Source organism: Acinetobacter sp. FDAARGOS_515 (genome assembly GCF_003938865.1).
Classification (GTDB): Bacteria; Pseudomonadota; Gammaproteobacteria; order Pseudomonadales; family Moraxellaceae; genus Acinetobacter; species Acinetobacter ursingii.
Genome location: NZ_RKIX01000003.1, coordinates 1,327,229 through 1,340,808, shown reverse-complemented (window position 1 = coordinate 1,340,808; position 13,580 = coordinate 1,327,229). Strand labels below are relative to the sequence as shown.

Here is a 13,580-nt window from a genome sequence, read left to right as displayed (position 1 = left end):
TTATGGGAAATTTTATGACATCTTTGTTTTGAGTTTAAATTGAATAAACTCGCGCTAAATGAGTCCCGCCTGTTTCATTTCATTTTTAAAATAAGAATAATAAATAGGAGCAACGATCAAACCAGCCAGACCAAAGACCGCCTGAAAAAATAACATTGCAATCAAGAGTTCCCATGCATTGGCATTGATGCGTTGGCCTATAATTTTGGCATTTAAAAAGTATTCAAGCTTATGGATCGATACCAAATAGATAAAGGCAATCGTGGCAGCCGTAAACGAAATACTAATGGCAGAGAGTATGACCAATGTATTTGAAATCAAATTTCCCACAACAGGAATCAGTCCAAAAATAAAGGTTAAAATCACCAGTGTTTTGGCAAAAGGTAAATGCATGCCGAGTAAGGGTAAAACCGCTAAAATAAATATACCTGCCAAAAAAGTATTCACAATTGAAATTTTAATTTGAGCAAACACTACATTTTTAAAAGCCGTATAGAGTACGTTTAAACGTTGTAGGCATTGGTGCTTAAAGCTGGGTACATTTTCACTGTCTTCAATGGGACTTAAAGAAACCAAAGCCCCTAAAATCATCCCAATAATCATGGTTACAAAGGCATGTAAAGCATCTGTGCCTGCATGTTGTAAGGTCTCCACATGATTTTTCAGCCACTCAAAGGCGTACTGCTTCATATCATCCAGACTTTCAGGAATATAGCCTGAAAAATATTGACCAAACTCCTGTTGAAAGCGTTCAAGTAGAGTGTCCAGATTTCGGCTCATGGTGACCAGTCCACCGTCTTTCAGATCATGCACCACATACGCAATAGAACCAAAAACCAGAAACACCAAAATACTGATCACCACGATATTAAAAATGGCAACTGCAATAATTCGCCCATATTTGCCACTGGAAAACTTTTCAGCATACGGACTTAGTTTGGTGAGAAGCGCATAAACCAAGAAACCAGATAAAAAAGCCACCAATAGATGTAATGGAATCAGAATGAGTAATGCAACAGTCATAATGATATAGCTGGCGATCTGGCTTTGTCGCTCATTCAATAGTGTCATTCTGTTTTCCTTTATTATTGTAAAAAGTAAAATAACAATAAGATCGCTTAACCTTACTGCTATTTTAAAACAGAGTCACTATCAAAATCTGTTATGAATTGATCATTTAACAGGATATGCAAAATTGGTCTGATCCATAAGATCAATCCCACAGGGTAAGTCTTCTATCCAGTCCAAAAACGCATGAACCTGTGCCTTTCCAACAAATGCTGTTCCGTGTTGAGGCACGATCATTTCGACATCCATCTGACGAACCATATTGACCCATAGACGAATGACGCGATTGGAACACATATAACGCTGATGAAAGCCTTTCATGTTTGGAATATGTTCAGCAAAATTTTCTATCGGTTTTGCAGCATCATCCACCATCGAAGCCCCCATATCACCTGAAAATAGAATTTTCGAGATCGGATCATAAAACTGGAAGTTACCCACAGAATGTAAAAAATGTCCCGGCACCACCACAATATGACTATTCCCCAAAGGCAACACTTGACCCTCATCAGGCAATTCAATCAGCCGATCTAGCCAATGCCCTTTCATCCGTTCACTCATAAACGTTGAACTTAAATGCGGTAAAAATCGTGCCCAAAGTTTTGAAGCCACCACTTTGGCATTCGTATAGACCAGCCAACGAGGCATAGAGGTAATAATATCTGGATCCTGATGCGAGGCCATGACATAGTCCAGATTTTCCAGACGGGTATATTTATTCAGTTCCATGGTTAATGGCATATAGGTCAAATCGCCACCAGGATCCAAGACAGCGGCGCGTTGCTGATCAATAATCAAAAATTGATTTGCCTGTACCCCTTCACCTTTGACTAAGCTACTAAAGCGAATACACCGATGCCCATCACGATCAAATAACACTTGTGAAGTTGTATGTTCAAATGTCATACCCCAATTCCCCAATTAAGATAAATTTTAGTTTAATTCCATAATAAAACAATGGGATTCTAATTGCGATAAAATTATGACTTGTTTAGGACTGGAAATCGGGCATAAAAAAGCACCTGCGAACAGATGCTTGATCATTTATATTTGTTTTAAAAGAAATAATGCTGAACCAAGGTTGAAATACCGACGATCAGAAAAATCGCAGCACCAATTTTATGAATCAGCGAGATTGGCAAACGATCTGCCATTTTGTTGCCTATAAATACGGCTGGCGCATTGGCAATCATCATACCCACGGTCGTACCCAGCATTACCCAAAATACGCTATCGAAACGGGCGGCTAAAGCGACTGTCGCAATTTGTGTTTTATCTCCAATTTCAGCCAGAAAAAATAAGATAAAGGTGGCGCCAAACACACCAAAACGTTGCCATTTATTAATACTATCGGTTTCATCATCCAGTTTATCTGGAATTAACATCCAGAGTGCCATTCCAATAAAACCAATCGCCAGCACCCATACCATCACCGTTGGGTTTAAGACTGTAGTGAGCCATTGACCCAACACCGCAGATAGACCGTGGTTGATAGTCGTTGCCAACAAGATTGCAATCAGAATAGGAACAGGTTTGCGGAACCGGGCAGCGAGTAAAAGCGCGAGAAGCTGGGTTTTGTCGCCCATTTCAGCAAGGGCAACAACAGAAGTCGAAATCAGGAATTCTTGCATATCTGTTCTCTGGCTAGCATATATACCTATGACCTATCGCCCCTGCTAGCCAAAAGTGCAGAACGATAAATCAAAGGTCTTGCCAACTAAAGAACGCGCAAACGTTCAAGCTATGATGACCATGTTCGGTGGAACAATTATGTTGATCATCACCCAATTACTTTGCGTAACTGGAGGCTACTCCCCAATGAAGTAGCCTTATCATATCAAATTAAGAAAATAATTCATATTATTTTGAGTAGATTTTTAATACAGAACGAATCATCTTTTGAATACAAAATCAAAATTTTTGACTTGATTCGATCTATTTCTCCTCATCTCGCGATATAAATGGAGCAGGATTTGGACTAGGATGCTCTGGATGACGATCTTTTAAATTTTTCTCTAACTGCTCTGCATCAATTTTTTCCACAGCTTCACGTATCGCTTGATTGCCCTGACTGTCATCCTGACCAGTATCTGTTTGTTCACTTGATTGATTAGAATCTTGGTTTGATTTCATTTTTTTCTCCTGCTTAAATTCTTCATCTAATTCAGCACTATCGGTTAAACCTTCGAGTTGCTGTGATGAAAATTCATCATTTTCCAAAATATTGACATCCAAATCGTTGGCTTTAATCTTGTCGCTTTGCAAACGATCAGAATCTACTTCTAAATTTTTTTGATCATTCTGGTTTGTCATTACTTTACTCCTAGACTGTTTTAAAGGTGTTTTTTTAATTGCATCTCATTGCGTCACTTCTCATCATTTATGTTAGTGCATCCCTGTGTAATGTTTAGATCAATCCTGTATTAAACATACTAAAAAAATGTTTATTTACTGATCTCATGTAAACAAAAATCGAAAACCATATCGATCGTTCAAATGACCTAAACATAAAAAAACCTCGCCAAAGCGAGGTCTTTTTCAATACAGATTTTAAATCAACAGTGTGCGAATATCTTTAAGCAGTTGAGTAAGCTTATGGGTAAAACGTGCAGCATCTGCGCCATTGATCACACGGTGATCATAAGACAACGACAATGGCAGCATTAAGCGCGGATCGAAGTCTTTGCCATTCCATACAGGCTGCATGGTTGCAGGTGAAATACCCAAAATCGCGACTTGTGGCCAGTTCACCAACGGCGTAAATGCCGTTCCACCAATTGAACCTAAACTGGTAATGGTGAAGTTAGCGCCTTGTAAGTCTTTCGGCGATAATTTCTTATCGCGTGCTTTTTGACTGAGTTCACCTAATTCAACAGCTATTTGCTTAATCGATTTCTGATCTGGGTTACGCAGCACAGGTACCGTTAAACCATCAGGTGTCGCGACTGCAATCCCCATATGAATTTCATTACGGAGCAAAACTGATTTTTGATCATCAGCCAAGTGTCCAGCAAAATAAGGCTCTTCTTTGAGCAAGTGCGCAACTGCTTTCGCAATAAAAGCTAAAATCGTCAGACTCACGCCTTGCTTTTTAAAGCCATCTTTTAACTCACCACGCCATGCTTCAAGCTCGGTAATATCTGCCAAGTCAAACTGAGTCACTTGCGGAATAAAATTGTTGAGTGACAATTGCGGTACTGACACTTGTTGTAAACGCGTCATGGTTTTGATTTCACCGCCGCCAAAAGCAGTAAAATCTGGCAATGCTGGTAATCCAGAAGCAACAGGTGCCGCAGAAGTCGTTGCCGTTGACACAGGAGCCGTCATACGCTGTTTCACATGGGCATAGATGTCTTCTTTCATCAAACGCCCATGCTCACCAGATGCTTTGACCTGTGCCAAAATTACACCCAGCTCACGTGCAAGCTTACGCACCGCAGGTCCTGCATAGACTTTAGCATTTTCAGCTTCTTGTGCCTGACTCAGCTTGCTTGCCGAATCAACCGCAGCAACCTTTGGTTGTTCGGCAGGTTTTTTAACACTTTGGGTTTTGACTGAACTCGTTTGGGCAGCAGGTGCAGCAGCTTGCGCTTTGACTTGAGGTGCTGATTTTGCTTCACCTTCAATCGTTGCCAGCGCAATGCCCTGTTTAACCTCTTGTCCAACGCTGACATGAATCGCTTTGACCACACCCGCGATACTACTAGGCACTTCAACTGAAGCTTTATCAGATTCGACCACACACAAACTTTGTTGTGCGTCTACACGATCACCCACTTGTACTAAAATTTCAGATACCGTGGCTTTATCAACACCCAAATCAGGTACGTTAATTTCCTGTTCACCTGAGCTAACCGTTTCCTGTGTATCCGTTTCATCTTCAACAGTTGTTGAAGTGGTCTCGACAGGATGCGCTACGGTATTTTCATTTGCCGTAGCTGTTTGTTCAGTTGTCTCTTCACTTGCAGCGTGTGTTTTCACTTTAAGTAAAAGCACACCTTCTTTAACACTGTCACCCTCTTTCACTGCAACACTTTCAACGGTTCCAGAAACAGGGCTTGGCACTTCAACCGATGCTTTGTCGGATTCAAGCAAAATCAGACTGTCATGTTCTGAAATTTCATCGCCCACTTTGACTAAGAGTTCCGCAACTGTGGCCTTTTCTACGCCAATATCTGGCACTTGCACCTCAACCACAGTGGTTGCACCAGATGAAGTGGATGCCGTTGGTTGGGTTGCTGCTTGCTCTGGGGTTTCAGATGTCGTCGATTTAGGAGTTGCCTCTGCTTGAACAGGCGCCTGTTCTTTAGATGCAGCTTCATTACTTTGACTGGTGCCACTTTCTAATTCAATGAGGGCAGTGCCTTCAGTTACCTCGTCACCCTGATTGACCAAAATACTTTTGACCACACCAAAAGCTGTGCTTGGAACCTCAACAGATGCCTTATCTGATTCAAGTAAAATCAGACTGTCATTTTCAGAAATCTGGTCGCCAACCTTGACTAAAATCTCGGCAACCGTTGCTTTTTCTACGCCAATATCAGGTGTTTTCACTTGCATGTCTTAGTTCCCCTCACCTGATTGTTCTTGGTAAGCTGCAACAGGCTGAACTTCAGGATGCGCTTGCGGAGCCCAAGCGACAGGACGATCAGTTTCAAGTTCAAAGCTTGAAATGGCATCTTTCACCAAACGGTTTTCAACTTCACCTTCATCTGCCAGTTTTTTCAATGTGGCAACCACGATGTGTGCTGCATCAACGCCAAAGTAACTACGCAAATTACCCCGTGTATCTGAACGACCATAACCATCTGTACCCAAAGTCACATAAGGACGGTTATCTGGCAGATAAGCACGAATTTGTTCGCTATAGGCGCGCATATGATCGGTTGCTGATACCACAATACCATCTGTGCCACGCAACTGCTGAGACACCCAAGATTCTTTGGTGACTTCAGTCAGTGGATGCAAACGGTTGTATTCATCACACGCCATACCATCACGAGCTAATTCGTTAAAGCTGGTGACACTCCAAATATTGGAATGAATCTGATATTCTTCACGCAAGATCTTGGCTGCTTTAATCACTTCACGCAGAATCACACCCGAACCAAGGAGCTGCACAGTGGCCTTGTCATCTTTTTCAAACAAGTACATCCCACGCTTGATGCCTTCTTCAGCACCTACTGGCATTTCTGGATGTTCATAGTTTTCATTCATGACTGTGAGGTAATAAAACACTCGTTCCTGATTAACATACATACGCTGTAAACCATCATGCACCACCACAGCCAACTCATAACCAAAGCAAGGATCATAAGCTACACAGTTTGGAATGGTACTGGCCAGAATGTGAGAATGACCATCCTGATGCTGTAAACCTTCGCCGTTCAAAGTTGTACGACCAGCCGTTGCACCGAGCAAGAAACCTTGCGCCTGTGCATCACCTGCTGCCCATGCAATATCACCTATACGCTGGAAACCAAACATCGAGTAGTACATATACATTGGAATCATAGGCAAGTTATTGGTTGAATAACTGGTGCCCAACGCCGCCCATGCACTCATGGCACCCGCTTCGTTGATCCCTTCTTGCAACATATGACCGTCTTTCGCTTCACGATAGTTCATGAGCTGTTCATTGTCTTCTGGCGTATATTTCTGACCATGCGCAGCATAAATACCCAATTGACGGAACATGCCTTCCAGACCAAAAGTACGTGCTTCATCAGGTACAATTGGAACGACACGGTCTTTAATGGCTTTTTCTTTCAACAACGCCGCAATCAAACGCACCATCACCATGGTGGTCGATTGTTCTTTTCCATTACTACCACTAAGGACGCTATCGAAAATCGAAATATCTGGAATGGCTAACGCTTCACTTTCCTTACGACGTGCTGGCAGATAGCCCCCTAATGCTTCACGACGCGCCTTCATATATTTAAGCTCTGGCGAGTTTTCTGCTGGACGATATAGCGGTAATTCTTCAAGTTGCTCGTTGGTAAATGGCAGATTGAAGCGATCACGTACATACTTGAGTGAATCAACGTGCATTTTTTTGATCTGATGGGTCTTGTTGACGGCTTCGATCTCATCCGACAAGCCATAACCTTTTACGGTTTTCGCCAAGATCACGGTTGGTTGACCTGTACTCTTCATCGCTTCAGCATAGGCTGCATAGACTTTATATGGGTCATGACCACCACGATTCAGATTATCAATATCTTCATCGCTTAAGTTTTTCACCAACTCTTCAGCTTCAGGATACTTACCAAAGAAGTGTGCCCGTGTATACGCTCCACCCTTGACCTGATAACGCTGATAATCACCATCAACCGCTTCTTCCATCACGGCTTTTAATGCGCCTGATTTGTCATTGGCTAATAACGGATCCCAATGACGACCCCAGACCACTTTAATCACACGCCAGCCCGCGCCACGGAATAAGGACTCAAGCTCCTGAATGATTTTACCATTACCACGCACAGGGCCATCCAGACGCTGTAAGTTACAGTTCACTACCCAGATCAAGTTATCCAGTTTTTCACGACCTGCCAGTGAAATGGCACCTGTACTTTCAGGCTCATCCATTTCACCATCACCGAGATACGCCCAAACTTTACGATTTTCTTCTTTAATTAAGCCACGGTTCATCAGATATTTTTGAATATGGGCCTGATAAATCGACATGATCGGTCCCAGACCCATCGATACGGTTGGGAACTGCCAATAGTCAGGCATCAAATAGGGATGCGGATAGCTAGATAAACCATTGCCATTCACTTCACGGCGGAAGTTACTCAATTGTTCTTCAGTCAAACGACCTTCAAGAAAAGAACGGGCATAAATACCAGGTGCACAGTGACCTTGGTAATAAATCATGTCGCCGCCAAAACTATCACTATTGGCACGGAAAAAATGGTTAAAGCCTACATCATACAAGGTGGCTGAAGATGCAAAACTGGCCAAGTGACCACCCAGATCATCACCAGTTTTATTGGCGCGTAATACCATTGCCAATGCATTCCAGCGAATAAGCGCACGAATACGACGCTCCATATCCTGATCGCCTGGCATGGCAGGTTGTTCTTCTACTGAAATGGTATTTAAGTAAGGAGTATTTAGGCGCTGAATAGGCACATGCTTCGCAATTGCGCGTTGATAGAGCTTTTCGAGTAAAAAAGCAGCACGTTCTGTACCCATATGCTGCAAAACGGAATCGAAAGCATCTTGCCATTCTTGGGTTTCTTGTGCGTCGGAATCACCATAAAACGCCATAACTCACCTTTTCCTTAGTCTACGGTTAGTCCATATTTTTATCATATTTGGGGTGGCGCAAGTTAGCCATGCCAGTGAATACAGATTGACAGCATTATTTAGATAATAAATAGTTGTTGACTTTTAATTACTCAAAATAACAAAAAATCGCCAATATAGGCGATTTTTTATACACAATATTTTAAATCTAATGCTAACTTAAATAATAGAAATATTGCACGGAGTAAGCATGACCAATAAAGCTATTATGGAAGCAAGGCGAGGTAACTAGATGGATTTTTACGTTCTCCATCACGTACTACTTCAAAATGTAGATGAGGGCCTGTACAACGTCCAGTACAACCGACATTGGCAATATGCTCACCTGCTTGAACTTGATCACCTGCACGCACCATGATGCGTGATGCGTGAGCATAACGAGTCAAATAACCGTTCCCATGATTGACTTCAACGTATTGACCATAACCTGTGCCCCAACCTGCTTTGGTCACGATACCGGGACCCGTTGCATAAATAGGCGTACCACTTGGCGCAGCTAAATCAATACCAGAGTGTCCACGTGTTGTGCCCATCAACGTACGCATACCGTATTCAGATGAAATACGAGTCATCTCAGGTAATGGGTGTTTGATCAGCCATGAAGAATAGGGATTGTTACTTGAAGCTGAGAATCTAGCTGAGTTACCAGTTTTCCCATATTTTTTTTCAAGAGATTCGTTATTTAATTCAACTGTTTTCTCGCGTAGCGTCACCGATACTTTGGCTGATGCGGGTAAGTCAAGATCATCAGGATGAGTGTAAGAGCCTTGCGAAAGTGTACGAGACAATGCTTCTAAGCGGTCTGGTGCATCTTGGCTATTCAGTGTTTGATAATCTGCGAAAGCAACTGATGCAGCAGAAGCTGCCAGTGAAAAAGCAAGTAGTATACGTCTCGAATGCATAAAAACCTCTTGAACTGTTCTTAAAAAGTTTCTTGCGTGATCTCGTCCTTGATATCTATTGAAATGAACGTTTAAGATGACCGTAATCTGATGAGGAAAACTCTATCCCGATGACTGATCCTAAAAACGTGTTTCAACAAACAAGAAAACACATAAAAACAGGAAACCTAACGTTTCTTACAACGCAAGTCGCACAATGGCAAAGACTTACGAAACTTATTCAGCCCCTACTGCCGCAACCAGAAAAATGGCAGGTGGTCTGTTATCAGTATGGTGTTTTGACGATTACAGGCGAAAATCAGGCCATGATCAGTCAGCTCGGATATCTTCAAACACAATACATTTCTAAGCTCACTCAAATCGAAGGACTACAGGATTTACAGAAACTTCAGCTTCGTTTAAGAAATACATCTCAAAATCAGCATCAAAGTCATGTAACTGAAGTCACTTCTTTATCACCAGACACCCAAGAAATGTTACGAAGTGCTGCTGAATTAGTGAACGACCCTAAGCTTAGCCAAGCTTTGTTACGTTTGGCAAGCAATAAAAAGTAACAACCATTTCAAAATATAAAACTGTGCTTAATTAATATTGTGACACACTTAACACAATTCAAAGTTACAATATAACATACCCCACTAAGACAATGACTTAGCTCACACTTACATAAGGAATCGGGCAGTCTATTTCGTTATCAAATGTTACAATTTCGTAATTATCTGGATCACTTTGAACATTGCGTAATAATTGATTGTTGAGTGCATGACCTGATTTATAACCATCAAATTTGGCAATAATTTGATGTCCCATTAAATATAAATCACCGACTGCATCCAAAATTTTATGACGGACAAATTCATCAGAAAAACGCAAACCCTCTTCGTTCACGACACCCGTATCATCCACCCCAATCGCGTTATCCAGACTTGCACCTAACGCTAAATTATTGGCTTTTAGATAATCCAGATCTTTCATAAATCCGAATGTGCGCGCCTCACTAACTTCATAGACGAACGTTTCAGTGGAAAAGTCGATGGTGGCAGATTGATATTCTTTGGCAAAAGCAGGATGATCAAAATCAATGGTAAAATTTAGTTGGAAGCCTTCGTGCGGACTAAATTTGGCACGTTTATCATCAATTAATGCTTCAACAGGCTTTAAAATTTTAATAAATTTTTTCGGTGCATTTTGCTCGACGAGTTCGCCTTGCATCAGCAGATAAATAAATGGGCCTGCGCTCCCATCCATAATCGGAACTTCAGAAGCTGATACTTCAATGATTAGATTATCGATCCCCAAACCTGCGATTGCACTCATCACATGTTCAATCGTGCCCACCTTGATGTCATCCTGAACCAGATTAGAGCACATAAAAGCTTCCTGAATCAGTAAAGCATTGGCCTGAATATCCACAGGTGGATTTAAATCAATGCGACGAAACACGATTCCCCCATCAATAACATGCGGCAGAAAATTGATCATCACTTTTTGACCACTATGGAGACCAATTCCACTGGCTTTCACCACACGTTTGAGGGTACGTTGTTTCAACATGCTACTCTAACTTCAATTTAAAACCGCTATACGTTAGCACATTTAGCTATTGATAAAAAACAAAAAAGGCAGTGTAAATACACTGCCTCCTTTTAAATGTTTGATTTTATTACTTGCGCTGTTGATTTTTTAGATAGTCCTGAATACTCATCGGAGATGAGCGTGGCGCTGCACCCGCAGTAGTTGCTGCTGGCGCTTCAGTATTTTGACGTTTATTGATCGCAGGAACATCATCTTCATCTGTTGGATGCGAACTTGGTACTTGGACGTGTCCAACACCTGAACGTTTTCTTGGCTGTTGTTCTGCATCAGATGCATTACGGGTTAAACCTGTTGCAATCACAGTGACACGAAGTTCATCACGTGCATCAGGATCAAATACTGTACCGTAGAAAATTTCACCTTCGTCCAGATCCACAATTTGATTGACGACATCGGTAATAATTTCAGTTTCACGTAAGGTAATATCATCACCACCGGTAATATTAATTAACACGCCTTTGGCATTAATAATATTGACATTATCCAGTAGTGGGCTGCGAATCGCTTGCTCAGCCGCCTGACGTGCACGATCTTCACCACGACCCAAACCAGCACCCATCATGGCATAACCACGAGTACTCATGGCAGTTTTCAAATCCGCGAAGTCGAGGTTGATGTGACCACGATTCACAACTAAGTCGAAGATACTACGAACCGCATTTAATAACACATCATCTGCTTTTTTGTAGGCATCTTTCATTGAGATGTCGCCATACACACTCAGTAAACGCTGGTTGGGAATAATGATGAGTGAGTCAACATGAGACTCTAGTGCATCAATGCCTTTTTCAGCAGAACGCTGACGACGACGACCTTCAAAATTAAAAGGTGTAGTCACGACACCCACGGTTAGGATGCCCATTTCTTTAGCCACTTCAGCAACTACTGGCGCAGCACCTGTACCTGTACCACCGCCCATTCCAGCAGTCACAAACACCATGTCGGTGCCTTCAAGATGTTGGCGAATCACTTCACGGCTTTCTTCAGCCGCAATTTGACCCACTTCAGGATTGGCACCTGCACCCAAGCCACGGGTACTTTGTTCACCTAACTGAATTTTAAACGGCGCATTCATGCTATCCAGCGCTTGCTTATCTGTATTGGCACAGACAAACTTTACGCCCTTAATATCGGATTGCACCATGTGCTGTACGGCATTACCACCACCACCACCAACACCAAATACAGTGAAACGGGCTTGTCCGTTACTATCGCTTAGTTCATCTTCTATAAATTCAAATGATGCCATGACCTTTAAGGTTCCTAATTTCAATAAGTGGCAGTCACTTCAGCCCGTATACTGCCTTAATACTTCAAAAAACAATAGATTTTAGAATGCTGTGCAATACTTCCCTTGTCAAGTATGACAATTTTCTCTTACAACTTCCAAACAATATTCCCAATAAATATATACATCTTAAAAAATAGCTTTTAACTTGCTATTCAAAGTATTCCAGCCATTGACTACACGATCCACAAATGTGCGGTCATTGACCTCATCTGCTTCTTCAACTGCATCTTGCAATTCGCTTTGGCTAAAAAGCAAAAGTCCCGCTGCTGTTGCATACATTGAGCGGCGTAATGCGGCTTGATGTTGATCATCAGCATACACCTGTAAAGGTGGATTACCCAAATGTGCAGAAACACCAAGCATACGTCGTGCCAGACTCACCATGCCTTCGATTTGACAGGCATCACCAGTCAGAACGACACCATGATATAAACCACTCAGCGCGCCTGTACGTTCAAGCTCTTCACGTATCTGGGTAAAAATCTCTTCATACCGTGCAATAATGATTTCAGCAAGCTCTATGCGACTAATGGTTTGCGGCCCATCAATGGCCTGTACCTGAATCATATGATCAGGTTTGACCACACTCAAATCGACGCAGCCATGTAAAATCTTAATACGTTCTGCTTCTTCAGTCGTCGTTTGTAACACGGCAGCGATATCACGTGTGACATTTTCTCCACCGCGCTGTAATGTGCGTGCCAAAGCCAGACGACCATCAAGATAGACCGCAATATTGGTGGTTCCTGCTCCAATATCCAGCAAGCAGACGCCATATTCTTTTTCGTCTTTGAGTAAACTGGCTTCCGCAGTTGCCAGACTAGATACCACCATTTTTTCGACACCAATATTGGCGCCTTTCATGGCACGATCCAGATTTTGCATGGTACTAATCGGCATCATCATCAGTTGATAATGCCCCGTCATACTGTGCGCTGACATATTAATCGGGTTTTGTACCCATTCAGGTTCGTCATCCAGCTCAAAACCTAACGGCACAGCACTGGCCAGATAATAATCTGGTGTCACATGACTGGCTTTAGCCAATTCTAATGCGCGCACCACTTCATTGGTACTAATCGTATGGTCAGATTTGGCAATTGGGGTACGACCAGAGGCATAAAAACTTTGTAATTCTGTACTTGGAATCGATACCCACGCGGTATGTACGCGACATTCCGCCATATTTTCTGCTTCGGCAACGGCATTTTTAATTGCAGCAATCACTTTATCAAGGCTAACAATTTTTCCTTTATTCATACCTCGGTTCGGCGCGTTTGCCATCCCGATGACCTGAATATTATCCGGTGCGTGAACTCTACCAATTAAAACTGAAACTTTATGTGTCCCAATATCAATCGCAACAATCGAGGGAACAGCTTCACTCATTACTCACTACCACTTGT

The 13,580-nt window shown here is 42.2% G+C and carries 11 protein-coding genes and 1 riboswitch; of the genes, 1 reads left to right on the top strand and 10 read right to left on the bottom strand.

The window, feature by feature from the left end; all coding sequences use genetic code 11:
• Positions 1-54: 54 nt before the first annotated feature.
• The 7 genes from EGS47_RS07785 to EGS47_RS07755 all read right to left on the bottom strand — a co-directional run bounded on the left by EGS47_RS07785 (position 55) and on the right by EGS47_RS07755 (position 9,287).
• Positions 55-1,071 (bottom strand): AI-2E family transporter, encoded by a 1,017-nt coding sequence (locus EGS47_RS07785; RefSeq protein WP_044435651.1) that lies wholly within the window; start codon positions 1,069-1,071, stop codon positions 55-57.
• Positions 1,072-1,173: 102 nt separating this feature from the next.
• Positions 1,174-1,974, bottom strand: coding sequence for an MBL fold metallo-hydrolase (locus EGS47_RS07780; protein WP_119686380.1), 801 nt, complete (start codon positions 1,972-1,974; stop codon positions 1,174-1,176).
• Positions 1,975-2,123: 149 nt separating this feature from the next.
• Positions 2,124-2,699 (bottom strand): TMEM165/GDT1 family protein, encoded by a 576-nt coding sequence (locus tag EGS47_RS07775; RefSeq protein ID WP_004985854.1) that lies wholly within the window; start codon positions 2,697-2,699, stop codon positions 2,124-2,126.
• A gap of 76 nt (positions 2,700-2,775) precedes the next feature.
• Positions 2,776-2,899, bottom strand: a riboswitch (yybP-ykoY riboswitch).
• A 104-nt stretch (positions 2,900-3,003) separates the two neighbouring features.
• Positions 3,004-3,381, bottom strand: a complete 378-nt coding sequence (locus EGS47_RS07770) for a hypothetical protein (protein WP_119686379.1) — start codon at positions 3,379-3,381, stop codon at positions 3,004-3,006.
• A 237-nt stretch (positions 3,382-3,618) separates the two neighbouring features.
• On the bottom strand, positions 3,619-5,628 hold the full coding sequence (locus EGS47_RS07765) for a 2-oxo acid dehydrogenase subunit E2 (RefSeq protein WP_125269504.1): 2,010 nt from the start codon (positions 5,626-5,628) through the stop codon (positions 3,619-3,621).
• A gap of 3 nt (positions 5,629-5,631) precedes the next feature.
• Positions 5,632-8,346, bottom strand: coding sequence for a pyruvate dehydrogenase (acetyl-transferring), homodimeric type (aceE, locus tag EGS47_RS07760; RefSeq protein ID WP_004985864.1), 2,715 nt, complete (start codon positions 8,344-8,346; stop codon positions 5,632-5,634).
• Between the two features lie 245 nt (positions 8,347-8,591).
• Complete coding sequence (locus EGS47_RS07755) at positions 8,592-9,287, bottom strand: M23 family metallopeptidase (protein ID WP_004985866.1); 696 nt, start codon at positions 9,285-9,287, stop codon at positions 8,592-8,594.
• A 110-nt stretch (positions 9,288-9,397) separates the two neighbouring features.
• Here EGS47_RS07755 and EGS47_RS07750 point away from each other — a divergent pair, with 110 nt between their 5' ends.
• Positions 9,398-9,841, top strand: coding sequence for a hypothetical protein (locus EGS47_RS07750; protein WP_005005601.1), 444 nt, complete (start codon positions 9,398-9,400; stop codon positions 9,839-9,841).
• Positions 9,842-9,938: 97 nt separating this feature from the next.
• Here the strand turns inward: EGS47_RS07750 and lpxC are convergent, their stop codons facing one another.
• The 3 genes from lpxC to ftsA all read right to left on the bottom strand — a co-directional run bounded on the left by lpxC (position 9,939) and on the right by ftsA (position 13,563).
• Positions 9,939-10,841, bottom strand: coding sequence for a UDP-3-O-acyl-N-acetylglucosamine deacetylase (gene lpxC / locus EGS47_RS07745; protein WP_004985869.1), 903 nt, complete (start codon positions 10,839-10,841; stop codon positions 9,939-9,941).
• Positions 10,842-10,950: 109 nt separating this feature from the next.
• Entirely contained in the window at positions 10,951-12,132 is a 1,182-nt protein-coding gene (gene ftsZ / locus EGS47_RS07740) for a cell division protein FtsZ (protein ID WP_034699341.1), read from the bottom strand.
• Positions 12,133-12,300: 168 nt separating this feature from the next.
• Complete coding sequence (gene ftsA / locus EGS47_RS07735) at positions 12,301-13,563, bottom strand: cell division protein FtsA (RefSeq protein ID WP_119686377.1); 1,263 nt, start codon at positions 13,561-13,563, stop codon at positions 12,301-12,303.
• Between the last annotated feature and the right edge of the window lie 17 nt (positions 13,564-13,580).

Excerpts from the sequence above, each read along its gene's own strand:
- EGS47_RS07785 (WP_044435651.1), bottom strand. The coding sequence starts at position 1,071 with ATGACACTATTGAATGAGCGACAAAGCCAGATCGCCAGCTATATCATT.
- EGS47_RS07780 (WP_119686380.1), bottom strand. The coding sequence starts at position 1,974 with ATGACATTTGAACATACAACTTCACAAGTGTTATTTGATCGTGATGGG.
- EGS47_RS07775 (WP_004985854.1), bottom strand. The coding sequence starts at position 2,699 with ATGCAAGAATTCCTGATTTCGACTTCTGTTGTTGCCCTTGCTGAAATG.
- EGS47_RS07770 (WP_119686379.1), bottom strand. The coding sequence starts at position 3,381 with ATGACAAACCAGAATGATCAAAAAAATTTAGAAGTAGATTCTGATCGT.
- EGS47_RS07765 (WP_125269504.1), bottom strand. The coding sequence starts at position 5,628 with ATGCAAGTGAAAACACCTGATATTGGCGTAGAAAAAGCAACGGTTGCC.
- aceE (WP_004985864.1), bottom strand. The coding sequence starts at position 8,346 with ATGGCGTTTTATGGTGATTCCGACGCACAAGAAACCCAAGAATGGCAA.
- EGS47_RS07755 (WP_004985866.1), bottom strand. The coding sequence starts at position 9,287 with ATGCATTCGAGACGTATACTACTTGCTTTTTCACTGGCAGCTTCTGCT.
- EGS47_RS07750 (WP_005005601.1), top strand. The coding sequence starts at position 9,398 with ATGACTGATCCTAAAAACGTGTTTCAACAAACAAGAAAACACATAAAA.
- lpxC (WP_004985869.1), bottom strand. The coding sequence starts at position 10,841 with ATGTTGAAACAACGTACCCTCAAACGTGTGGTGAAAGCCAGTGGAATT.
- ftsZ (WP_034699341.1), bottom strand. The coding sequence starts at position 12,132 with ATGGCATCATTTGAATTTATAGAAGATGAACTAAGCGATAGTAACGGA.
- ftsA (WP_119686377.1), bottom strand. The coding sequence starts at position 13,563 with ATGAGTGAAGCTGTTCCCTCGATTGTTGCGATTGATATTGGGACACAT.